The following is a 21,630-nucleotide window of genomic DNA, read 5'->3' on the forward strand; positions in this document are numbered from 1 at the left end:
AGCCTGCCCCTTCTACTGGCTTTGGTACTTGCGCTGCCTCTGGTCGGCTGCGCCAACGTTGAATCCATGCGCCAACCAAGCCAGGCTCTGCCGGCCGCGCAATCGTCGTTCGGTCGCTCGATCCAGGCCCAGGCCGCCCCCTACCAAGGGCGCTCGGGCTTTCGTTTGCTGCCCAACAGCAGTGAAGCCTTCATGGCCCGCGCCGAGTTGATCCGCAACGCCCAGACCAGCCTCGACTTGCAGTACTACATCGTGCACGACGGCATCAGCACACGCATGCTCGTGGACGAACTGCTCAAAGCCGCCGACCGCGGCGTGCGCGTGCGCATTCTGTTGGACGACACCACCAGCGATGGCCTCGACCAGATCATCGCCACCCTCGCCGCCCACCCCAAGGTGCAGATACGCCTGTTCAACCCGCTGCATCTGGGGCGCAGCACCGGCGTTACACGCGCCATGGGCCGGGTATTCAACCTGTCACTGCAACACCGGCGCATGCATAACAAACTGTGGCTGGCCGATAACAGCGTGGCCATCGTGGGCGGGCGCAACCTGGGCGACGAGTATTTCGACGCCGAACCCAATCTGAATTTCACCGACATCGACATGCTCAGCGTCGGGCCGGTGGCCGAGCAATTGGGTCACAGCTTCGACCAGTACTGGAACAGCGCCCTGAGCAAGCCTATCGATGACTTTGTCTCGAACAAACCCTCCAAGGTCGACCTCGCCGTCGCCCGCGGGCGCCTTGAGGCCTCCCTCGCCCAATCCCGTCAGCAGAACCACGCGCTGTATAACCGCCTGCGCACGTACCAGACCCAACCCCGCATGGACATCTGGCGCCGCGAGTTGATCTGGGCCTGGAACCAGGCGCTGTGGGACGCACCGAGCAAGGTACTGGCCAAGGCCGACCCCGACCCACGACTGCTGCTGACCACTCAGCTGGCGCCAGAGCTTGCGGGGGTCAGCCATGAACTGATCATGATTTCGGCTTACTTCGTGCCGGGCCAACCTGGGCTGGTCTACCTTACAGGGCGCGCCGATGCGGGTGTTTCGGTGCGCCTGCTGACCAACGCCCTCGAAGCCACCGACGTGCCGGCCGTGCATGGTGGTTACGCACCGTATCGCAAGGCGTTGCTGGAGCACGGGGTGAAGCTCTATGAACTGCGCAGGCAACCCGGCGACCCCAGCGCAAGCAGCGGCCCGCGCCTGTTTCGGCATGGCAGCTGGCGCGGCTCGGACTCCAGCCTGCACAGCAAGGCGATGATTTTTGATCGAGAAAAGTCGTTTATCGGCTCGTTCAATTTCGACCCGCGCTCAGTGCTGTGGAACACCGAAGTCGGCGTACTGGTGGACAGCCCCGAGCTGGCCGAACACGTACGCAACCTCGCGCTGCAAGGTATGGCGCCAGCGTTGAGCTATGAGGCCAAACTGCAGGACGGCCAGTTGGTGTGGGTGACAGAAGACAACGGCCAGATGCACACCCTGACCCGCGAACCGGGCAGTTGGTGGCGGCGGTTCAATGCCTGGTTCGCCACCAGTGTTGGCCTGGAACGCATGCTCTAAAAACCCTGTAGGAGCGAGCTTGCTCGCGAAAAACGTCAACGATAACGCAGCGCATCTGGTTTAACGCGGCGCCCTCCGGTTTTTCGCGAGCAAGCTCGCTCCTACAATGGGTTGCATTTCGAGGTCAGGCCGGCTGCGCGGCACCGAATGCCCCTTGGCGCAGCAACAGCACCACCAACCCCAACGCCCCAGCCGCCATCAGCAGCGGCAGCGCATGCCCGCTGATCCACTGGCTGCCCGCTCCCGCCACTAGCGGCCCGATCAGGCAGCCAATGCCCCACAGCTGCGCCACGTGAGCGTTAGCACGCACCAACGCATCGTCGCGGTAGCGCTCGCCAATCAAAATCAGCGACAAGGTAAACAACCCACCGGCACTCGCACCGAACACCACCCACACCGGCCAGATCAGCAACGTGTGCATCAATACCGGCACCGCCAGGCTCGATGCCAGCAACAGCAGCGCACAGGCCAGGAACAGGGTCCGTCGCGGCAGGTAGTCGGCCAGTGCGCCAATGGGCAATTGCAGCAACGCATCGCCCACCACCACCGTACTGACCATCGCCAAGGCGATCTCGGCGGTAAAACCCTGTTGCAGGCAGTACACCGGCAACAACGTCAGAATCATCGCTTCGAAGGCAGCGAACAACGCCACGGCCCAGGCAATCGCTGGCAGGCCCAGGCAAAAGCGCCACAGGTCGCCAAACGTCACGCTGAACGAATCCGCCGTCGGCGCCCCGGTGCGTCCCAGCAACAGCAGCGGCGCCACCACCAAAAGGCCCGCGCCGACCCAGAAGCCGTAGTCATGGTCGGTGCCAATCAGGCCCAGCAGCAACGGTCCCGACAGCTGGCTCAAGGCATAACTGCAGCCATACAGCGCCACCAGCCGGCCACGCCACTGTTCGACCACCAGTTGGTTGATCCAGCTTTCGCCAAGGATGAATACGATGGTCAGGATCACCCCGATCATCAGCCTGAGCACCAGCCACACCGGGTAGCTGGGCAGGATCGCCAGCAAGCCGATGGACACCGCACCAGCCCACAGGCACAGGCGCATCAGGTTGGCAGTGCCGAGCCAGGACGCCATGCGGCTGGAGACCTTGGCCCCCAGCAGCACGCCGAACGCCGGCATCGCCGCCATCACGCCAATGGCGAAACTGCCATAACCCCAGCCTTCCAGGCGCAGGGATACCAACGGCATACTGACCCCCAGGGCCAGGCCAACGCTGAGTACCGAGGCCAGCACGGCGAAATAAGTCGCCCAACGCATTGCCACGCTCCTGTGGATAATTCTGGTTTGCAAAACGAACTGTAGGAGCGGACCTGTGTGGGAGCTGGCTTGCCTGCGATGCAGACGCCTCGGTGTGTCAGCCACACCTCGGTGATGCTATCGCAGGCAAGCCAGCTCCCACACAAGCTCGCTCCTACAGGGGGATCAGCGGTGTTGCTTAGAGCTTGATCCAGGTCGCTTTCAGTTCGGTGTACTTGTCGAACGCATGCAGCGACTTGTCGCGGCCATTACCCGACTGCTTGAAACCACCGAACGGTGCGGTCATGTCGCCGCCGTCGTACTGGTTAACCCACACGCTACCGGCACGCAGAGCCTTGGCCGTCAGGTGTGCCTTGGAGATATCCGCCGTCCACACCGCTGCGGCCAGGCCGTATTGGGTGTCGTTGGCGATGGCGATGGCTTCTTCGGCGCTGTCGAAAGTGATCACCGACAGGACTGGGCCAAAGATCTCTTCCTGGGCGATCTTCATGGCATTGGTCACGCCGTCGAAAATCGTCGGCTCGACGTAGGTGCCGCCGGACTCTTCCAGGGTGCGCTTGCCACCTGCGACCAGCTTGGCGCCATCGGCGTGGCCGGCTTCAATGTACGACAGCACGGTGTTCATCTGCTGCGTATCCACCAAGGCACCGACCGTGGTGGCTGGGTCGAGCGGGTTGCCAGGCTTCCAGCCCTTGAGGGCCTCGATCACCAGCGGCAGGAAGGTGTCCTTGATCGAACGCTCGACCAGCAGGCGCGAGCCAGCGGTGCAGACTTCGCCCTGGTTGAAGGCAATGGCGCTGGCGGCGGATTCGGCGGCCGCTTGCAGATTCGGCGCATCGGCAAACACGATGTTCGGGCTCTTGCCACCGGCTTCCAGCCAGACACGCTTCATGTTCGACTCGCCGGAGCGGATCAACAGTTGCTTGGCGATCTTGGTGGAGCCCGTGAACACCAGGGTGTCGACGTCCATATGCACCGCCAGGGCGTTACCCACGGTGTGGCCATAGCCAGGCAGCACGTTGAACACGCCTTTTGGAATACCAGCCTCAACGGCCAGCGCGGCAATGCGGATGGCAGTCAGCGGGGATTTTTCGGACGGCTTCAGGATGACAGAGTTACCGGTGGACAGCGCCGGGCCGAGCTTCCAGCAGGCCATCATCAACGGGAAGTTCCACGGCACGATGGCGCCAACGACGCCGACGGGCTCGCGGGTCACCAGGCCCAGTTGATCGTGAGGCGTGGCGGCGACTTCGTCGTAGATCTTGTCGATCGCCTCGCCGCTCCAGCTCAGGGCTTGCGCCGCGCCGGGGACGTCGATGTTCAGGGAGTCGCTGATGGGCTTGCCCATGTCCAGGGTTTCGAGCAGCGCCAGCTCTTCGGCGTTGGCCTTGAGCAGCGCGGCGAAACGGATCATGACGGACTTGCGCTTGGCCGGCGCCAGGCGCGACCACACGCCGGAATTGAAAGTGGCACGCGCATTTTCTACGGCGCGCTGGGCGTCGCTGGCATCACAGCTGGCGACAGTGGCCAGCAAGCGTCCATCCACCGGGCTGATGCATTCGAAGGTGTCGCCGGAAACGGCGGCGGTGTATTCGCCATTGATATAGGCGCGGCCTTCGATCTTCAGAGCCTTGGCGCGTTGTTCCCAGTCGGCACGGGTCAGGGTGGTCATGCGAGTGTCCTCCTCTTATTGAATACAAGGGCCTGGGAGGTTTATCCCGGCGCCATCACGAATGCTTGCCCGACCAGCCTGCGGTTCGGCTCAAGGCAGCTGCCACCCTAAACCAGCGGCTGGGGATGTTTCAATATATTTGACATAACGGTGGCAAACGCCCTTGCGATGTTCATTTTAATAAACATAGACTTTGGGCTCTCCAACCGCAGGCCAGACGGGAAATGCACATGAGCATCCAGGACATCGTCGATTTCAGCCAAGCCAACACCGCCCCCGAACGTTACCGCCCTGCCGCCGAGAAAATCCTCAAGGGCGATCCCGAGCAGACACTCTACAACCACTACAACAGCCCATGCGGCCAGATGAACGCCGGCGTCTGGGAAGGTGAAGTGGGCCAGTGGAAAGTCAACTACACCGAGCATGAGTACTGCGAGATCGTGCAAGGCGTGTCGGTGTTGCGCGATGCCGAGGGGAATGCCAAGACCCTGCGGGCCGGCGACCGCTTTGTGATCCCTGCCGGTTTCAGCGGTACCTGGGAAGTGCTGGAAGCGTGCCGCAAGATCTACGTGGTGTTCGAAGAGAAAGCCTGATCACCAAACTCCAGGCAAAAAAAAGCCCGCATCGTGAGATACGGGCTTTTTTTCACAAGGAAGAAAATCAATTACTTGATTTTGCCTTCTTTGTAGATCACGTGCTTGCGAACGCGCGGGTCGAACATTTTCTTTTCGAGCTTGTCCGGGGTAGTACGCTTGTTCTTGTCGGTAGTGTAGAAGTGACCAGTACCGGCGCTAGAGATCATTCGAATCAATTCACGCATGATAGAGCTCCTTAGATCTTGCCAGCGGCACGGATTTCGGCCAGCACGACAGTGATGCCACGCTTGTCGATAATACGCATGCCTTTAGCAGATACACGCAGGCGAACAAAACGTTTCTCTTCTTCAACCCAGAAGCGGTGATGCTGCAGGTTCGGCAGGAAACGACGACGGGTTTTGTTATTTGCGTGGGAAATGTTATTCCCAGTCACCGGACCCTTACCGGTAACTTGACAGACTCTCGACATGCCTCAGCCCTCTAAAACCACATGCCCAACCCGGCATGGGTTGGCCGCTTAATCTCTCAGTCATTTGGCGCCAGGCGCCGCGTTTCTTTAGGGTCTTACCGGCTACACCTACAGTGAAGGAACCGGGCCCCTAGAAAAGAGCGCTGCTTTATACCAGAAAGACCCCAGTGCAACAACAACCTGTGTACTTTTAGCAGCGTAAATCGTGACCACAAGCGCCTGAACCGCTGCCAGGATGGGCCGCTGTAACAGCCGACCGCTCGTCGCACAGAATGATTTACAACGCCTGCGGTCACAGGGAAGTGCACGGCGCAACACGCGCAGGCGCCATCAAAACAGCATTTTGGCCAAAAGCACAGGCAAAAATGGGCTAGTCATTTATCAATCAGACCTCTACGGTAGGCTTTTTCCAGACTGCACTCGCAGATGGGCCTTCGATCTGCACAGGAAACCGAATATGCGCCTCGCTGCCCTACCGCTATTGCTTGCCCCTCTCTTTATTGCGCCAGTGGCCGTTGCCGCCACCAATTTGAGCGTTTGCACCGAGGCCAGCCCCGAAGGGTTCGATGTGGTGCAGTACAATTCGCTGACCACCACCAACGCCTCGGCCGATGTGCTGATGAACCGCCTGGTGGAATTCGACGCGGCCAGTGGCAAGTTGGTACCCAGCCTTGCAGACAGCTGGGAAGTGTCGCCCGATGGGCTCACGTACACCTTCAAGCTGCACCCCGATGTGAAATTTCATCGCACCAGCTATTTCAGCCCTAGCCGCACCTTGACCGCCGAAGACGTGCGTTTCAGCTTCGAGCGCATGCTCGACCCGGCCAACCCGTGGCACAAGATCGCCCAGAGCGGTTTTCCTCACGCCCAATCCCTGCAATTGCCCACACTGGTCAAGAAAATCGACGCCCTTGACCCGCTGACCGTGCGCTTCACCCTCGACCACGCCGACTCCACCTTCCTGCCGGCACTGAGCATGGGCTTTGCCTCGATCTACCCGGCCGAATATGCCGACAAATTGCTCAAGGCCGGCACACCCGAGAAGCTCAACAGCCAGCCCATCGGTACCGGCCCGTTTGTGTTCGTGCGTTTCCAGAAAGACGCCGTGGTGCGTTACAAGGCCAACCCGGACTACTTCGCCGGTAAACCGGCGGTGGATAACCTGATTTTCGCCATCACCCCGGACGCCAACGTACGCCTGCAGAAGCTGCACCGCGATGAATGCCAGATCGCCCTGTCGCCCAAGCCCCTGGATGTGGGCGAAGCGGAAAAGGACCCGGCACTGAAAGTCGAGAAAACCGCTGCGTTCATGACCGCATTCGTCGCCATCAACAGCCAGCACCCGCCGCTGGACAAGCCCGAAGTACGCCAGGCAATCAACCTGGCCTTTGATAAGGGCAGCTACCTCAAGGCCGTGTTCGAAGGCACCGCCGAAGCGGCCAACGGTGTCTACCCGCCGAACACCTGGAGCTATGCCAAAGAGTTGCCAGGCTACCCGCAGGACCTCACCAAAGCCAAGGCGCTGCTGGGCCGCGCTGGGCTCAAGGACGGCTTCAAAACCACGATATGGACCCGCCCTACCGGCAGCCTGCTCAACCCCAACCCGAACCTCGGCGCCCAACTGTTGCAGGCCGACCTGGCCAAGGTTGGCATCCAGGCCGAGATTCGCGTGATCGAATGGGGCGAGTTGATCCGCCGCGCCAAGGCCGGCGAGCACGACTTGCTGTTCATGGGCTGGGCCGGCGACAACGGCGACCCGGATAACTTCCTGACGCCGCAGTTCTCCTGCGCTGCGGTGAAGTCCGGTACCAACTTCGCCCGCTATTGCGACCCCACCCTGGATAAGTTGATCAGTGCCGGCAAAACCACCAGCGAGCAAGGTGTGCGCAGCAAGCTGTATCAACAGGCCCAGGCGCAGATCCAGCAACAAGCGCTGTGGTTACCGCTGGCGCACCCAACGGCGTTTGCCTTGACCCGCAAGAACATCGATGGGTACCAGGTAAGCCCGTTCGGCCGCCAGGACTACTCGAAGGTCAGCCTCAAGCCCTAAGCCCCACCACCTGTAGGAGCGAGCTTGCTCGCGAAAATCGACAACGATGACTCGGCAAGCCTGACGCCCCGCGGGGTTCTCAGGTTTTTCGCGAGCAAGCTCGCTCCTACAGACAGAGGCGGGGTTATTACAGCCAACCGTATTCAGCCATCGACAACGGATCACCATCGCCCACGATGATGTGGTCCAGCACACGCACATCCACCACATCCAGCGCCTTTTGCAGCAATTTGGTCAATTTTCGATCAGCCGCGCTGGGCTCCGCGCTCCCCGACGGGTGGTTGTGACACAGAATCAACGCCGCCGCGTTGTACGCCAAGGCGCGCTTGACCACTTGTCGCGGATAGACAATCGCAGCGTCGATGGTGCCCTGGGACATGACCTCGAACCCCAGCACCCGATGCTTTGAGTCCAGGAACAGGCAGCCGAAGATCTCATGGGGCTCATGGCGCAGCAGCGCCTTGAGGTACTCGCGCACGGCCAACGGGCTCTCCAGCACCGAGTCAGCCCGCAAGCGCTCGGCCAGGTGGCGCCGGGACATTTCCAGCACCGCCTGCAGTTGAGCGAACTTCGCCGGCCCCAGCCCCAGATGCTGGCTGAACAGCGTCTGACTGGCCTCCAATAACGGGCGCAGGCCACCGAATTGCGCCAACAGATGGCGCGCCAAGTCGACTGCACTTCGGCCGGCAACTCCCGTACGCAGGAAGATCGCCAACAGCTCGGCATCGGACAGGCTCGCCGCGCCACCGTCCAATAACTTCTCCCGCGGACGCTCCGCCACGGGCCAATCACGAATACTCATCCCACCTCCCTGTATCTGCTCCGCTGTTGCCCGGCGGGCGCTGTGTTATCGTAGGGCCCTCTTTTTTGCCGGCGATTTCACCTGGGGAGGGGTCATCGCAGGCGTCACTGAACTGGCATCACTGAACTGGAAAGGCAAACCAATGCAGCGTCTGTATCGGAAACGCATCGTTCTCGGCGTCGGCGGCGGCATTGCCGCCTACAAGAGCGCAGAGTTGGTTCGCAGGCTCCTGGACCAGGGCGCCGAAGTGCGCGTGGTCATGACCCGTGGTGGTAGCGAGTTCATCACCCCGCTGACCATGCAGGCCCTGTCCGGCCACCCGGTTCACCTCGACCTGCTGGACCCGGCAGCAGAAGCCGCCATGGGCCATATCGAACTGGCCAAATGGGCCGACCTGGTGCTGATCGCCCCGGCCACCGCCGACCTGATCGCCCGTCTGGCCCAGGGCATTGCCGATGACCTACTCACCACCCTGGTATTGGCCACCGACGCCACCGTCGCTATCGCACCGGCCATGAACCAGGCCATGTGGCGCGACCCGGCCACCCAAGCCAATACCCAACTCCTGCAAACCCGCGGCCTCAAGGTGTTCGGCCCGGCGTCCGGCAGCCAGGCCTGCGGCGACGTCGGCCTGGGCCGCATGCTCGAAGCCACGGACCTGGCGCAATGCGCCGCCGAGTGCTTCCAGCACCTGGCCCTGACCGGCAAGCACGTGCTAATCACCGCCGGCCCAACCCAGGAAAACATCGACCCGGTGCGCTACATCACCAACCATAGCTCAGGAAAAATGGGCTTTGCGTTGGCTGAAGCCGCGGTCGAGGCAGGCGCACGGGTCACGTTGATCACAGGCCCGGTGCATTTGCCGACCCCTGATCGTGTCACGCGGATCGACGTAGTCAGCGCCCGGGACATGTTGGCAGCCTGCGAAGCCGCCATTCCCTGCGACCTGTTTATCGCCTCGGCAGCGGTTGCGGATTACCGCCCGGAAGTCGTCGCCCCGCAGAAGCTCAAGAAAGACCCTACGAGCGGCGACGGCCTGCTCCTGCAAATGGTGCGTAACCCAGACATCCTGGCCACCATCGCTACCCGTCCAGACCGTCCGTTCAGCGTCGGCTTCGCTGCCGAGACCGAGCACCTGCTGGACTACGCCGCACGCAAACTGAAAGACAAAAACCTCGACCTGATCGTTGCCAATGATGTCGCCAACCCGAGCATCGGCTTCAACAGCGAGGAAAATGCGTGCAGCGTGATCGACCGCGAACTGCACGCCACCCTTTTCGCCCAGACCAGCAAGGGCAAGATTGCCCGCCAACTGATCTCTTTTATCGCCCAACGGCTGAACCAGGTTTAATCTCCATGCACGCTTTGCAAGCCAAGATCCTCGATCCACGCCTCGGCAACGAATTCCCCCTGCCGGCCTACGCAACACCCGGCTCCGCCGGCCTGGACCTGCGCGCCATGCTCAAGGAGGACACCGTCCTTGAGCCGGGCCAGACCATCCTGATTCCTACTGGCCTGTCGATCTATGTCGGCGATCCAGGCTTGGCGGCGTTGATCCTGCCGCGCTCCGGCCTGGGCCACAAACATGGCATCGTGCTCGGCAACCTGGTCGGCCTGATCGATTCGGACTACCAGGGCGAGTTGATGGTGTCGTGCTGGAACCGTGGCCAGACTGCTTTCAACATCGCGATCGGCGAGCGCATCGCCCAACTGGTACTGGTGCCGGTGGTGCAGGCGCATTTTGAATTGGTGCAGGAATTTGACGAAACCCAACGCGGCGCAGGCGGTTTTGGGCATTCCGGCAGTCACTGACTAAGCTGACCGTGGCCGGACGCCATCGTCCGGCCACGCGCCACCGCCCGGCTTTTCAGGATGAAGAATGCGCGGAAATAATCATCGAGATTTCTCTAATGAAATCAAAGGACTACGTAAAAATAATGCTAAAGCCAGAGCGCCGATGGCATTTTTACACCACGAACTCTCTGCCGAAAACGCCGTCATACCCTTCAGTTTGAGCCTGCCGGCCAGCCACATCAGGCCAGCCTTGCCCCCTTTCAGATGGAGTTTCCCCCGCGATGAGTACCGCAGCCCGCGTAGCCCCGACCTTTCCCGACAGCATTTTTCGCGCCTATGACATCCGTGGCGTGGTCCCCAAGACCCTGACCGCCGAAACCGCCTACTGGATCGGCCGCGCCATCGGCTCCCAGAGCCTGGCCCAGGGCGAACCCAACGTTTCGGTAGGCCGTGACGGCCGCTTGTCCGGCCCGGAGCTGGTCGAGCAACTGATCCAGGGCCTGGCTGACAGCGGCTGCCACGTCAGCGACGTCGGCCTGGTACCAACCCCCGCGCTGTACTACGCCGCCAACGTACTGGCGGGCAAATCCGGGGTCATGCTCACCGGCAGCCACAACCCGTCGGACTACAACGGCTTCAAGATCGTCATCGCTGGCGACACCCTGGCCAATGAACAGATCCAGGCCTTGCACACCCGCCTGAAGACCAACGACTTGACCAGCGGCACCGGCAGCATCACCAAGGTCGATATCCTCCCGCGCTACTCCGATGAAATCACCCGTGACGTCAAGCTCGCCCGCCGCCTGAAAGTCGTGGTGGACTGCGGCAACGGCGCAGCCGGCGTGATTGCCCCGCAACTGCTCGAAGCCCTGAACTGCGAAGTGATCCCACTGTTCTGCGAAGTGGACGGCAACTTCCCCAACCATCACCCAGACCCAGGCAAGCCGGAAAACCTGGTGGACCTGATCGCCAAGGTCAAGGAAGTGGGCGCCGACGTCGGCCTGGCCTTCGATGGCGACGGCGACCGTGTAGGCGTGGTGACCGAAACCGGCGAGATCGTGTTCCCGGACCGCCTGCTGATGCTGTTCGCCCGTGACGTAGTGGCGCGCAACCCCAACGCCGAGATCATCTTCGACGTGAAATGCACGCGTCGCCTCACGCCATTGATCAAGGAATACGGCGGTCGCCCGCTAATGTGGAAGACCGGTCACTCGTTGATCAAAAAGAAAATGAAGGAAACCGGCGCGCTGTTGGCCGGTGAAATGAGCGGCCACGTCTTCTTCAAGGAGCGCTGGTTCGGGTTTGACGACGGTATTTACAGCGCCGCTCGTCTGCTGGAGATCCTCAGCAAGGAGAAATCCACGGCGCAAGAGCTGTTTCAGACCTTCCCGAATGATATTTCTACGCCTGAGATCAATATCCATGTGACCGAGGAGAGCAAATTCAGCATCATTGACGCATTGCACGATGCGCAATGGGGTGAAGGCGCCAACCTGACCACCATTGATGGTGTGCGAGTCGATTACGCCAAAGGCTGGGGCCTGGTTCGCGCGTCCAACACCACACCGGTGCTGGTCCTGCGTTTCGAGGCGGATACCGAAGCGGAGTTGCAGCGCATCAAGGACGTGTTCCACGCCCAGTTGAAACGTGTTGCCCCTGATCTCCAATTACCGTTCTGATTTTTGCCCGGAGCCCTGAATGACCCTCGAACGCGAAGCCGCTGCCAACACCGCCAAGGTCCTGTCCGAAGCGTTGCCTTATATTCGACGCTACGTCGGCAAGACGCTGGTGATCAAGTACGGCGGCAATGCCATGGAAAGCGATGAGCTGAAAACCGGCTTTGCCCGCGACATCGTGCTGATGAAGGCCGTGGGGATCAACCCCGTGGTCGTCCACGGCGGCGGCCCGCAAATCGGCGACCTGCTCAAGCGTTTGTCGATCGAGAGTCACTTCATCGATGGCATGCGCGTCACTGACGCGCAAACCATGGACGTGGTGGAAATGGTCCTCGGTGGCCAGGTCAACAAAGACATCGTCAACCTGATCAACCGCCACGGCGGCAGCGCCATCGGCCTGACCGGCAAGGATGCGGAGCTGATCCGTGCAAAAAAGCTCACCGTTACCCGCAAGACACCTGAAATGACTCAGCCGGAAATCATCGATATCGGCCAGGTGGGTGAAGTGGTGGGCGTGAACACCGACCTGCTCAACCTGCTGGTCAAGGGTGACTTCATCCCGGTGATCGCGCCGATCGGCGTGGGCGCCAATGGCGAGTCGTACAACATCAACGCCGACCTGGTGGCGGGCAAAGTGGCGGAAGCGTTGAAGGCTGAAAAGCTGATGCTGCTGACCAACATCGCCGGCCTGATGGACAAGGAAGGCAAGGTACTGACCGGCTTGACCACCCAACAGGTGGATGACCTGATCGCCGACGGCACCATCTACGGCGGCATGCTGCCCAAGATCCGCTGCGCGCTGGAAGCAGTGCAAGGCGGCGTCGGCAGCTCGCTGATCATCGATGGCCGCGTGCCGAATGCGGTACTGCTGGAAATCTTCACGGATACCGGTATGGGCACGCTGATCAGTAACCGCAAGCGGCCTTAATCGCTGCAAACAAAAAAGCCCCGCTCAATTGAATTGAGCGGGGCTTTTTTGCATAGAGCGTGAGGACAATGGAGATCCCCTGTGGGAGCGGGCTTGCTCGCGAATGCGCAGTGTCAGTCACTGATTAGGTTGCTGACCCACCGCATTCGCGAGCAAGCCCGCTCCCACACAAGCTCGCTCCTACAGGGAGAGCGGCGTCAGACGCCAAACTGCTCGCGGTAGGCACGCACCGCCGGCAAATGCTGCTTGAGCTGCGGGTCATCTTCCAGGAACTGCAACACCTGGTTCAACGACACGATGCTCACCACCGGAATGCCGAAATCGCGCTCCACTTCCTGGATCGCCGACAACTCACCGTTGCCGCGCTCCTGGCGGTTCAGGGCGATCAGCACACCGGCAGCCTTGGCGCCGTCCTGGGAAGCAATGATCTGCATCACTTCACGGATAGCAGTACCCGCGGTGATCACGTCATCGATGATCAGCACATCGCCGGTCAACGGTGCGCCAACCAGGCTGCCGCCTTCACCATGGGCCTTGGCTTCCTTACGGTTGAAACACCACGGCAGGTCCTGCCCGTGATGCTCCGCCAGAGCGACCGCCGTCGCCGCAGCCAGGGGAATACCCTTGTAGGCCGGGCCAAAGAGTACGTCGAAGGAAATACCGCTCTCAACGATGGCTGCCGCATAGAAACGGCCCAGCTGAGCCAGGGCCGAACCTGAATTGAACAGGCCCGCATTGAAGAAGTACGGGCTGGTGCGCCCGGACTTGAGGGTGAACTCACCGAAGCGTAAAACGCCGCGATCGATGGCAAAACGAATGAAATCGCGCTGATACGCCTGCATGAAAAAAGCCTCAGATACCACGGATTTAGCTAATTGGGTGGACGGCGTGTATCATACACGCACGCGATTTTTGGGGCCATTTATGCGGATCATCAGTGTGAACGTTAATGGTATTCAGGCTGCAGTCGAGCGTGGTTTGCTCAGTTGGCTGCAAGCACAGAATGCCGACGTCATCTGCCTGCAGGACACCCGTGCCTCCGCCTTTGAACTGGACGACCCAGCCTTCCAACTGGATGGCTACTTCCTTTATGCCTGCGATGCCGAAGTGCCCACCCAAGGTGGCGTGGCTTTGTACTCGCGGTTGCAACCCAAGGCGGTCATCAGCGGCCTCGGCTTCGAGACAGCCGACCGCTACGGGCGTTACCTGCAAGCCGATTTCGACAAGGTCAGCATCGCGACCTTGCTGCTTCCTTCCGGGCAGAACGGCGATGAAGACTTGAACCAGAAATTCAAGCTAATGGACGATTTCGCCCGTTACTTGGATAAACAGCGACGCAAACGTCGCGAGTACATTTATTGTGGCTCGCTGTACGTGGCGCAACAGAAGCTGGATATCAAGAACTGGCGCGACAGCCAGCAATCCCCAGGCTTCCTGGCGCCGGAACGCGCCTGGATGGACGAGATTGTCGGCAACATGGGCTATGTCGATGCCCTGCGCGAAGTCAGCCGCGAAGGCGACCAGTACAGCTGGTGGCCGGATAACGAACAGGCCGAGATGCTCAACCTTGGCTGGCGTTTCGACTACCAGCTGCTGACCCCTGGCCTGCGCCGGTTCGTACGTAGCGCACGCCTGCCGCGCCAGCCGCGCTTCTCGCAGCACGCGCCGCTGATCGTGGACTACGATTGGACATTGACCATCTGAGGTCATTCTCCAGGCACAAAAAAACCGACAGTGATGTCGGTTTTTTTGTGGCCGCTCGGTTACTTGACCAGGCGCCAGGTCCACGGATAGCGATAGGCAATGCCTTTGTTGGCCTTGATACCGGCGATGATCGTCAGAATCAACGCACCCATCACCAGCACGGTCATCAGCAAGAAGCCGACCACCACAAAGCCCAACAACAGGCACACCAGCCAGGCGATCGCCACGGTGATCTGGAAATTCAGCGCTTCCTTGCCCTGGTCATCGACGAGCGGGTCCATGTCCTTCTTGAACTGCCACAGGATCAACGGCCCCAGCAGGCTGCCGAAGGGAAATACCAACCCCAGGAATGCCGCGAAATGACACAACATTGCCCACTGGCGTACTTCCTTGGACGGTGCCGGAACTGGCAACTGGCTGTCATTCATGGTGCATCTCCTTGGGGCCGGCTCAGTCAGCCAGCGCGGCGTTCTGCAATTCAAAGATTTCGGTCATGCCCTTCTGGGCCAAGGCCAGCATGGCGTTCAGCTCAGCCGGCTGGAATGGCGCGCCTTCGGCAGTGCCCTGCACTTCGATGAAACCACCGGTGCTGGTCATGACCACATTGAGATCGGTCTCGGCAGCCGAGTCTTCCAGGTAGTCCAGGTCCAGCACAGGCTCGCCCTGGTACATACCGACCGATACAGCGGCGATCATCTGCTTGAGCGGGTCACCCGCTTTCAGGCCACCGCGTTTTTTGATCACTTTCAGCGCGTCGACCAGGGCCACCATGGCGCCGGTGATGGACGCCGTGCGGGTGCCGCCATCTGCCTGGATCACGTCGCAATCGACGTAGAGGGTGACGTCACCCAGTTTGGACATATCCAGAGCGGCACGTAGGGAACGGCCGATCAGGCGCTGGATTTCCAGGGTGCGCCCGCCTTGCTTGCCACGGCTGGCTTCACGCTGGTTACGCTCGCCAGTGGCGCGCGGCAGCATGCCGTATTCAGCGGTCAACCAACCCTGGCCCTGGCCCTTGAGGAAGCGCGGCACGCCGTTTTCGACGCTGACCGTGCAGATGACCTTGGTATCGCCAAACTCGACCAGTACAGATCCCTCGGCGTGTTTGGTGTAGTTGCGGGTGATGCGGATCGAGCGGAGCTGATCGGCAGCGCGACCACTTGGACGTTTCATAGGGGATACCTGTACTGAGGACGAAAAACTGCCGAGCATTATAGAGCCGCGAACCGGTTCGGGGCACTTCTAAAAAATCCGGTTACCAATGCCCGGGTTTGGGCGACCCCCTCCCACTGCGCTACAATCCTGCGCCTCCAGACGGTAGGAGCGAGCCTGCTCGCGAAAAACGTCAACGATTACGGGGCCTTCCTGATTCAACGCGGTGCCCTTGCGTTCTTCGCCAGCCAGCTCGCTCCTACAGGTCGGCCTGGTCACTTTCTATTTATCCAACGCGAGGTACCTCCATGGTGCACAGCATGACCGCCTTCGCCCGTGTCGAAAAAGCCGGGGCCCAAGGCACCCTCAGCTGGGAACTGCGCTCGGTCAACAGCCGTTACCTGGAGCCGCACCTGCGCCTGCCAGAGTCGTTCCGCGACCTCGAAGGAGCGGTGCGTGAAGCGCTGCGCCAGGGCATCTCCCGTGGCAAGCTGGAATGCACCTTGCGCTTTACCGAAGAAACCACCGGCAAGCCGCTGCAGGTTGACCGCGACCGCGCCGCCCAACTGGTGGCCGCGGCCGAAACCATCGCTGGCCTGATCAAGCAGCCGGCCGCATTGAACCCTCTGGAAGTATTGGCCTGGCCCGGCGTGCTGGTGGCCGACGCGGCCGACCCGCAGGCCCTGAATGCCGAAGCCCTCGCCCTGTTCAACCAGGGCCTGAAGGAACTCAAGGCCGGCCGCGAGCGCGAAGGCGCCGAGCTGGCGCGCCTGATCAACGAGCGGCTGACGTCGATCGAAGCCGACGTGGTGACCCTGCGCGAACTGGTACCGCAGATGCTCGCCACCCAGCGCCAGAAGGTCCTCGACCGCTTTACCGACATGAAAGCCGACCTCGACCCGACGCGCCTGGAACAGGAAATGGTCCTGCTCGCGCAGAAGAACGACGTGGCCGAAGAACTCGACCGCCTGAGCACCCATATCCTTGAAGTGCGCCGCGTACTCAAGTCGGGCGGTGCCGCCGGTCGGCGCCTGGACTTCCTGATGCAGGAACTCAACCGCGAAGCCAATACACTGGGCTCCAAGGCGTTCGACCCGCGCAGCACCACGGCGGCGGTCAACCTCAAAGTGTTGATCGAGCAAATGCGCGAACAAGTACAGAACATTGAGTAAGGCACCCTCCATGACCCACAGCACCGGCACCCTTTACATCATTTCCGCCCCTTCGGGCGCGGGCAAAAGCAGCCTGGTCAAGGCTTTGACCGACGCCGACGAGCAGATCCGCATTTCGGTCTCCCACACCACCCGCGCCATGCGCCCGGGCGAAGTGGACGGCGTGCACTATCACTTCGTAGAGCGTACCGAGTTCGTCAAGATGATCGAGCATGGTGACTTCCTGGAGCGCGCCGAAGTGTTCGGCAACCTCTATGGCACCTCGCAAAGCCACCTGCAACAGACCCTGGACGAAGGCCACGACCTGATCCTGGAAATCGACTGGCAGGGCGCCGAGCAAGTGCGCCAGCTGATGCCCAAGGCGCGCTCCATCTTCATCCTGCCGCCCTCGCTCCAAGCCCTGCACCAGCGCCTGACCAACCGCGGCCAGGACAGCGATGAGATCATCGAGGGCCGCATGCGTGAGGCCGTCAGCGAAATGAGCCACTACGTCGACTACGACTACCTGATCATCAATGACGACTTTGCCCACGCACTGGACGATTTGAAGGCGATTTTCCGCGCCAACCAACTGCAGCAAAAGCGCCAACAGCAACGTTTCGGCAAATTACTCGCCGAATTGCTCGGCTGATTGGCTCTTCCCAAAACGGCTGCAAGGGCCTTACATTGGCACTTGTAGCGGTTTTGCGAAGGCCTGCGAAAAATCAGCGCTTCCCTAAACGCTGGTGATTTTTTAAACTGCTCAGTCCGCTCGCCCAACCGGGCAGCGCGCATCTTGCATTCGCTCCGAGGAATACCATGGCCCGCGTAACCGTTGAAGACTGCCTAGAACACGTGGATAACCGCTTTGAGCTGGTCATGCTCTCTACCAAGCGTGCCCGTCAACTGGCCACTGGCGGCAAAGAGCCCCTGGTCCAGTGGGAAAACGACAAGCCTACCGTTGTAGCCCTGCGTGAAATCGCTGAAGGCCTGATGAGCTACGAGTTCATCGCCAACGCCGAAATCGTTGAAGACGAACCGCTGTTTGCAGCGTTCGAAGGCGAGTCCAACGAGGACGTCTAAGCCTATGCCTGGTCGACGTAGCACGGCGCGGGGTCACAGCCATCGGCAGGAGTTCACACTTTGCCGAGCATAGACGCCCTCGCCGATCGCTTATCGGCCTACCTCGGCGCCGACCAGGTCAACCTGGTTCGCCGAGCGTATTTCTACGCCGAACAAGCCCACGACGGCCAACGCCGCCGTAGCGGCGAGGCGTATGTCACCCATCCTCTTGCGGTGGCCAATATTCTTGCCGACATGCACATGGACCATCAGAGCCTGATGGCCGCGATGCTGCATGACGTGATCGAAGACACCGGCATTGCCAAGGAAGCGCTCAGTGCGCAATTTGGCGAAACCGTGGCCGAACTGGTCGATGGGGTCAGCAAGCTGACCCAGATGAACTTCGAGACCAAGGCCGAAGCCCAGGCGGAAAACTTCCAGAAGATGGCCATGGCCATGGCCCGAGACATTCGGGTGATCCTGGTCAAGCTGGCCGACCGGCTGCACAACATGCGCACGCTGGAAGTGCTGTCCGGCGAAAAACGCCGGCGCATCGCCAAGGAAACCCTGGAAATCTATGCGCCCATCGCCAACCGGCTGGGCATGCACGCCATTCGTATCGAATTCGAAGACCTTGGCTTTAAAGCCATGCACCCCATGCGCTCGGCGCGCATCTACCAGGCGGTCAAGCGCGCACGGGGCAACCGCAAGGAAATCGTCAACAAGATCGAAGAGTCCCTGAGCCATTGCCTGGCGATCGACGAGATCGAGGGCGAGGTCAGCGGACGGCAGAAGCACATCTACGGCATCTACAAGAAGATGCGCGGCAAGCGTCGGGCCTTCAACGAGATCATGGACGTGTATGCGTTCCGGATCATCGTCGACAAGGTCGATACCTGCTACCGCGTGCTGGGCGCTGTACATAATTTGTACAAGCCGCTGCCGGGCCGCTTCAAGGACTACATCGCAATTCCCAAGGCCAACGGCTACCAGTCGCTGCATACCACCCTGTTTGGCATGCACGGGGTGCCGATCGAGATCCAGATCCGCACCCGCGAAATGGAAGAGATGGCCAACAACGGCATCGCCGCCCATTGGCTGTACAAGTCCAGCGGCGACGAACAGCCCAAAGGCACCCATGCCCGTGCACGCCAATGGGTCAAGGGCGTGCTGGAAATGCAGCAACGTGCCGGCAACTCCCTGGAATTTATCGAAAGCGTGAAGATCGACCTGTTCCCGGACGAGGTCTACGTGTTCACGCCCAAAGGCCGGATCATGGAGCTGCCCAAAGGCTCCACGGCGGTCGACTTTGCCTACGCGGTGCACACCGATGTCGGTAACAGTTGCATCGCCTGTCGCATCAACCGGCGCCTGGCCCCGCTGTCCGAACCGCTGCAAAGTGGTTCCACGGTGGAGATCGTCAGCGCACCGGGCGCTCGCCCGAACCCGGCCTGGCTCAACTTCGTGGTCACCGGAAAGGCGCGTACGCATATTCGCCACGCACTGAAATTGCAGCGCCGCTCCGAGTCCATTAGCCTGGGCGAACGCCTGCTGAACAAGGTGCTCAACGGCTTCGACAGCGCCCTGGACAAGATCCCGCAAGAGCGCGTGCAAGCGATGCTCCACGAGTACCGCCAGGAAACCATCGAAGACCTGCTGGAAGATATCGGCCTGGGCAACCGCATGGCTTACGTGGTTGCGCGCCGCCTGCTGGGCGAAGGCGAACAGCTGCCGAGCCCTGAAGGCCCGCTGGCGATTCGCGGCACCGAGGGCCTGGTACTCAGCTACGCCAAATGTTGCACGCCGATCCCGGGCGACCCGATTGTCGGCCACTTGTCCGCAGGCAAAGGCATGGTGGTGCACCTGGACAACTGCCGCAACATCACCGAAATCCGCCACAACCCGGAAAAATGCATCCAGCTCTCGTGGGCCAAGGATGTTACCGGCGAATTCAACGTCGAGCTGCGGGTGGAGTTGGAACACCAGCGCGGCCTGATCGCCCTGCTGGCCAGCAGCGTCAACGCCGCCGACGGCAATATCGAGAAAATCAGCATGGACGAACGCGATGGTCGCATCAGCGTGGTCCAACTGGTGGTCAGCGTGCACGACCGCGTGCACCTGGCCCGCGTGATCAAAAAACTGCGCGCCTTGACCGGTGTGATCCGCATCACCCGCATGCGTGCATAACCGATCCATTACAAGGAGTCATTCATGACCAAGACAGTTATCACCAGCGATAAAGCTCCAGCTGCCATCGGCACTTATTCCCAGGCGATCAAGGCGGGCAACACCGTCTACATGTCCGGCCAGATCCCGCTGGACCCAAAGACCATGGAACTGGTTGAAGGCTTCGAAGCCCAGACCGTACAGGTCTTTGAAAACCTCAAGTCCGTGGCTGAAGCTGCCGGTGGTTCGTTCAAGGACATCGTCAAGCTGAACATCTTCCTCACTGACCTCAGCCACTTCGCCAAGGTCAACGAGATCATGGGCAAGTACTTCGAACAACCTTACCCAGCCCGCGCCGCCATCGGCGTTGCCGCCTTGCCAAAGGGCGCACAGGTTGAGATGGATGCCATTCTGGTCATCGAGTAAAACACCCGGCGCAGCTCCAACAGGCTGCGCCGACTTCGTTTCAGAAGGATTTCGTAATGCGCAAAGCGCTTGTAGCCTCCTCGTTGCTCGCCCTGCTGCTCGGCGGCTGTGCCAGCAACCCCGCCGACCTGGATGTGAGCGGCACCTGGATCAACCAGGCCGCCATCGACGCGGCAGCCAAAGGCGGCCCTTTGCGTGAAGCCCTGCAGTCCTATGGCCCCAACCTTGAGTGGGAGGTCAACACCAAGGCCTTGCAGGCGCGCTACTACAACGGTTTTGAAGTAGCGGAAGGCAAGTTGTCGGGTGAAAAGCCCGGCGCGTGGAACGTGGACTTCTATGGCAGCTCTGCCACCGAACTCAAGCGCAAAGGCAAGCAACTGCTGCAAGTGGCCAACGACAATGAGCCCGAGCAGCTGTTTGCCCGCGCCAAAGACCCGGCCCCAGAAGGCGCGCCACTGGGCGCCAACTTCGAACGCGCACTGTACGCGGCCTACATGGGCGGCGACTGGAAGATCAGCGACGGCACCGGCAGCGGCGCCACGGTGCAGTTCCAGGCAGACGGCAAGGTCGCCGGCCTGCCGGGAGTTGATCGCTATTCACTCTGCCTGGCAGGCGACTGCGCCTCCATGAGCGGCGGCTATGACAGCATCTGGCTGCAACTGAACGGCCAGGGCAACCCTTGGATCTTCGCGCGCAAGGGTGAGCAACTGGAGATCTTCCAGGCGATCAATACTGCGCAGGCCGATGAAGTGCCTTCGTTTACGCCAGGCCCGCGCCAGTGGCTGCTTGAAAAGTAATAAAAGCCTCACTTGATCAAAATGTGGAAGCTGGCTTGCCTGTGATGACGGTATTACATCCAACAAAGATGTAATTGATATACCGCTATCGCAGCATAGGTATCTACACAATTTTGGTGCGACGCTGAACCTGTGGCGAGGGAGCTTGCTCCCGTGACGGCCTGACAGCCGATGCTGTTCTAACTGACGCACCGCGATCCAAATGTGGGAGCTGGCTTGCCTGCGAAGACGGCCTGACAGCCGACCGGGATGCTGGATTCGACCGCGTACATATCCGTTATTTAGGTAACGGCCACTTAGGGTTCCGCCCTGACGGCGGCTCACTTTTGAAAAGCGCAAAAGTAAGCAAAACGCT

The 21,630-nt window shown here is 60.7% G+C and carries 21 protein-coding genes and 2 pseudogenes; 15 read left to right on the forward strand and 8 right to left on the reverse strand.

Annotated elements, in window-relative coordinates; genetic code table 11:
- Positions 1-66 precede the first annotated feature (66 nt).
- Positions 67-1,563, forward strand: coding sequence for a phospholipase D family protein (locus tag N2A98_RS26235; protein WP_228391054.1), 1,497 nt, complete (start codon positions 67-69; stop codon positions 1,561-1,563).
- 124 nt (positions 1,564-1,687) lie between these two features.
- On the opposite strand, the gene N2A98_RS26240 is transcribed toward N2A98_RS26235, so the two are convergent.
- Together N2A98_RS26240 and N2A98_RS26245 are read right to left on the reverse strand one after the other, a co-directional pair.
- Positions 1,688-2,830 (reverse strand): MFS transporter, encoded by a 1,143-nt coding sequence (locus N2A98_RS26240; protein ID WP_047712072.1) that lies wholly within the window; start codon positions 2,828-2,830, stop codon positions 1,688-1,690.
- A gap of 178 nt (positions 2,831-3,008) precedes the next feature.
- Positions 3,009-4,502 carry an aldehyde dehydrogenase gene (locus tag N2A98_RS26245; protein WP_003195472.1) on the reverse strand — a complete coding sequence of 498 codons (1,494 nt, stop codon included), beginning with the start codon at positions 4,500-4,502 and terminating at the stop codon, positions 3,009-3,011.
- Positions 4,503-4,732: 230 nt separating this feature from the next.
- Here N2A98_RS26245 and N2A98_RS26250 point away from each other — a divergent pair, with 230 nt between their 5' ends.
- Positions 4,733-5,095, forward strand: a complete 363-nt coding sequence (locus N2A98_RS26250; protein ID WP_014720478.1) for a cupin domain-containing protein — start codon at positions 4,733-4,735, stop codon at positions 5,093-5,095.
- 71 nt (positions 5,096-5,166) lie between these two features.
- On the opposite strand, the gene rpmG is transcribed toward N2A98_RS26250, so the two are convergent.
- Entirely contained in the window at positions 5,167-5,322 is a 156-nt protein-coding gene (rpmG, locus tag N2A98_RS26255) for a 50S ribosomal protein L33 (RefSeq protein ID WP_003176906.1), read from the reverse strand.
- Positions 5,323-5,333: 11 nt separating this feature from the next.
- Positions 5,334-5,567, reverse strand: a complete 234-nt coding sequence (rpmB, locus tag N2A98_RS26260; RefSeq protein WP_003176907.1) for a 50S ribosomal protein L28 — start codon at positions 5,565-5,567, stop codon at positions 5,334-5,336.
- Positions 5,568-6,024: 457 nt separating this feature from the next.
- Between rpmB and N2A98_RS26265 the strand changes: the two genes are divergently transcribed.
- Together N2A98_RS26265 and N2A98_RS26270 are read left to right on the forward strand one after the other, a co-directional pair.
- Positions 6,025-7,617, forward strand: a complete 1,593-nt coding sequence (locus tag N2A98_RS26265; protein ID WP_044269851.1) for an ABC transporter substrate-binding protein — start codon at positions 6,025-6,027, stop codon at positions 7,615-7,617.
- 24 nt (positions 7,618-7,641) lie between these two features.
- A pseudogene (locus tag N2A98_RS26270) lies at positions 7,642-7,728 on the forward strand (outer membrane lipoprotein carrier protein LolA); the annotation flags it as partial.
- A gap of 16 nt (positions 7,729-7,744) precedes the next feature.
- Here the strand turns inward: N2A98_RS26270 and radC are convergent.
- Positions 7,745-8,419: a DNA repair protein RadC gene (radC, locus tag N2A98_RS26275; RefSeq protein ID WP_047712074.1), complete on the reverse strand. Its 675-nt coding sequence runs from the start codon at positions 8,417-8,419 to the stop codon at positions 7,745-7,747.
- Positions 8,420-8,561: 142 nt separating this feature from the next.
- Between radC and coaBC the strand changes: the two genes are divergently transcribed.
- The 4 genes and pseudogenes from coaBC to argB all read left to right on the forward strand — a co-directional run bounded on the left by coaBC (position 8,562) and on the right by argB (position 12,817).
- Positions 8,562-9,770, forward strand: a complete 1,209-nt coding sequence (gene coaBC, locus N2A98_RS26280) for a bifunctional phosphopantothenoylcysteine decarboxylase/phosphopantothenate--cysteine ligase CoaBC (RefSeq protein WP_003195481.1) — start codon at positions 8,562-8,564, stop codon at positions 9,768-9,770.
- Positions 9,771-9,775: 5 nt separating this feature from the next.
- The gene (dut, locus tag N2A98_RS26285) at positions 9,776-10,231 is read left to right on the forward strand and encodes a dUTP diphosphatase (RefSeq protein ID WP_003195482.1); all 456 of its coding nucleotides are present in this window, start codon (positions 9,776-9,778) and stop codon (positions 10,229-10,231) included.
- A 248-nt stretch (positions 10,232-10,479) separates the two neighbouring features.
- Positions 10,480-11,892 (forward strand): annotated as a pseudogene (locus tag N2A98_RS26290) (phosphomannomutase/phosphoglucomutase); the annotation flags it as partial.
- 19 nt (positions 11,893-11,911) lie between these two features.
- Positions 11,912-12,817: an acetylglutamate kinase gene (gene argB / locus N2A98_RS26295; RefSeq protein ID WP_032894535.1), complete on the forward strand. Its 906-nt coding sequence runs from the start codon at positions 11,912-11,914 to the stop codon at positions 12,815-12,817.
- A 197-nt stretch (positions 12,818-13,014) separates the two neighbouring features.
- On the opposite strand, the gene pyrE is transcribed toward argB, so the two are convergent.
- Positions 13,015-13,659, reverse strand: a complete 645-nt coding sequence (gene pyrE, locus N2A98_RS26300; RefSeq protein WP_003195489.1) for an orotate phosphoribosyltransferase — start codon at positions 13,657-13,659, stop codon at positions 13,015-13,017.
- Between the two features lie 82 nt (positions 13,660-13,741).
- Between pyrE and N2A98_RS26305 the strand changes: the two genes are divergently transcribed.
- The gene (locus N2A98_RS26305) at positions 13,742-14,521 is read left to right on the forward strand and encodes an exodeoxyribonuclease III (protein ID WP_003195493.1); all 780 of its coding nucleotides are present in this window, start codon (positions 13,742-13,744) and stop codon (positions 14,519-14,521) included.
- Between the two features lie 59 nt (positions 14,522-14,580).
- Here the strand turns inward: N2A98_RS26305 and N2A98_RS26310 are convergent, their stop codons facing one another.
- Both N2A98_RS26310 and rph read right to left on the reverse strand, forming a co-directional pair.
- Entirely contained in the window at positions 14,581-14,949 is a 369-nt protein-coding gene (locus tag N2A98_RS26310) for a DUF4870 domain-containing protein (protein WP_044269858.1), read from the reverse strand.
- A 22-nt stretch (positions 14,950-14,971) separates the two neighbouring features.
- The gene (gene rph / locus N2A98_RS26315; protein WP_003195497.1) at positions 14,972-15,694 is read right to left on the reverse strand and encodes a ribonuclease PH; all 723 of its coding nucleotides are present in this window, start codon (positions 15,692-15,694) and stop codon (positions 14,972-14,974) included.
- Between the two features lie 287 nt (positions 15,695-15,981).
- Here rph and N2A98_RS26320 point away from each other — a divergent pair, with 287 nt between their 5' ends.
- The 6 genes from N2A98_RS26320 (at position 15,982) to N2A98_RS26345 (ending at position 21,275) form a co-directional block, all read left to right on the forward strand.
- On the forward strand, positions 15,982-16,845 hold the full coding sequence (locus N2A98_RS26320) for a YicC/YloC family endoribonuclease (protein ID WP_275622813.1): 864 nt from the start codon (positions 15,982-15,984) through the stop codon (positions 16,843-16,845).
- Positions 16,846-16,855: 10 nt separating this feature from the next.
- On the forward strand, positions 16,856-17,476 hold the full coding sequence (gmk, locus tag N2A98_RS26325; RefSeq protein WP_003195506.1) for a guanylate kinase: 621 nt from the start codon (positions 16,856-16,858) through the stop codon (positions 17,474-17,476).
- Positions 17,477-17,643: 167 nt separating this feature from the next.
- Entirely contained in the window at positions 17,644-17,907 is a 264-nt protein-coding gene (rpoZ, locus tag N2A98_RS26330) for a DNA-directed RNA polymerase subunit omega (RefSeq protein WP_003195508.1), read from the forward strand.
- Positions 17,908-17,967: 60 nt separating this feature from the next.
- Positions 17,968-20,073, forward strand: a complete 2,106-nt coding sequence (gene spoT / locus N2A98_RS26335; RefSeq protein WP_003195510.1) for a bifunctional GTP diphosphokinase/guanosine-3',5'-bis pyrophosphate 3'-pyrophosphohydrolase — start codon at positions 17,968-17,970, stop codon at positions 20,071-20,073.
- A 24-nt stretch (positions 20,074-20,097) separates the two neighbouring features.
- A complete protein-coding gene (locus N2A98_RS26340; RefSeq protein WP_003176922.1) occupies positions 20,098-20,478 on the forward strand; it encodes a RidA family protein in 381 nt (126 codons plus the stop codon).
- 56 nt (positions 20,479-20,534) lie between these two features.
- Positions 20,535-21,275 (forward strand): hypothetical protein, encoded by a 741-nt coding sequence (locus N2A98_RS26345; protein WP_003195513.1) that lies wholly within the window; start codon positions 20,535-20,537, stop codon positions 21,273-21,275.
- Positions 21,276-21,630 lie beyond the last annotated feature (355 nt).

The sequence above is a fragment of the Pseudomonas sp. FJ2-5-13 genome (assembly GCF_029201605.1).
Taxonomy (GTDB): Bacteria; Pseudomonadota; Gammaproteobacteria; order Pseudomonadales; family Pseudomonadaceae; genus Aquipseudomonas; species Aquipseudomonas lactis.

Bases quoted from the DNA above. Each gene is read 5' to 3' on its own strand.
- N2A98_RS26235 (WP_228391054.1), top strand. From the start codon at position 67: ATGCGCCAACCAAGCCAGGCTCTGCCGGCCGCGCAATCGTCGTTCGGT.
- N2A98_RS26240 (WP_047712072.1), bottom strand. From the start codon at position 2,830: ATGCGTTGGGCGACTTATTTCGCCGTGCTGGCCTCGGTACTCAGCGTT.
- N2A98_RS26245 (WP_003195472.1), bottom strand. From the start codon at position 4,502: ATGACCACCCTGACCCGTGCCGACTGGGAACAACGCGCCAAGGCTCTG.
- N2A98_RS26250 (WP_014720478.1), top strand. From the start codon at position 4,733: ATGAGCATCCAGGACATCGTCGATTTCAGCCAAGCCAACACCGCCCCC.
- rpmG (WP_003176906.1), bottom strand. From the start codon at position 5,322: ATGCGTGAATTGATTCGAATGATCTCTAGCGCCGGTACTGGTCACTTC.
- rpmB (WP_003176907.1), bottom strand. From the start codon at position 5,567: ATGTCGAGAGTCTGTCAAGTTACCGGTAAGGGTCCGGTGACTGGGAAT.
- N2A98_RS26265 (WP_044269851.1), top strand. From the start codon at position 6,025: ATGCGCCTCGCTGCCCTACCGCTATTGCTTGCCCCTCTCTTTATTGCG.
- radC (WP_047712074.1), bottom strand. From the start codon at position 8,419: ATGAGTATTCGTGATTGGCCCGTGGCGGAGCGTCCGCGGGAGAAGTTA.
- coaBC (WP_003195481.1), top strand. From the start codon at position 8,562: ATGCAGCGTCTGTATCGGAAACGCATCGTTCTCGGCGTCGGCGGCGGC.
- dut (WP_003195482.1), top strand. From the start codon at position 9,776: ATGCACGCTTTGCAAGCCAAGATCCTCGATCCACGCCTCGGCAACGAA.
- argB (WP_032894535.1), top strand. From the start codon at position 11,912: ATGACCCTCGAACGCGAAGCCGCTGCCAACACCGCCAAGGTCCTGTCC.
- pyrE (WP_003195489.1), bottom strand. From the start codon at position 13,659: ATGCAGGCGTATCAGCGCGATTTCATTCGTTTTGCCATCGATCGCGGC.
- N2A98_RS26305 (WP_003195493.1), top strand. From the start codon at position 13,742: ATGCGGATCATCAGTGTGAACGTTAATGGTATTCAGGCTGCAGTCGAG.
- N2A98_RS26310 (WP_044269858.1), bottom strand. From the start codon at position 14,949: ATGAATGACAGCCAGTTGCCAGTTCCGGCACCGTCCAAGGAAGTACGC.
- rph (WP_003195497.1), bottom strand. From the start codon at position 15,694: ATGAAACGTCCAAGTGGTCGCGCTGCCGATCAGCTCCGCTCGATCCGC.
- N2A98_RS26320 (WP_275622813.1), top strand. From the start codon at position 15,982: ATGGTGCACAGCATGACCGCCTTCGCCCGTGTCGAAAAAGCCGGGGCC.
- gmk (WP_003195506.1), top strand. From the start codon at position 16,856: ATGACCCACAGCACCGGCACCCTTTACATCATTTCCGCCCCTTCGGGC.
- rpoZ (WP_003195508.1), top strand. From the start codon at position 17,644: ATGGCCCGCGTAACCGTTGAAGACTGCCTAGAACACGTGGATAACCGC.
- N2A98_RS26340 (WP_003176922.1), top strand. From the start codon at position 20,098: ATGACCAAGACAGTTATCACCAGCGATAAAGCTCCAGCTGCCATCGGC.
- N2A98_RS26345 (WP_003195513.1), top strand. From the start codon at position 20,535: ATGCGCAAAGCGCTTGTAGCCTCCTCGTTGCTCGCCCTGCTGCTCGGC.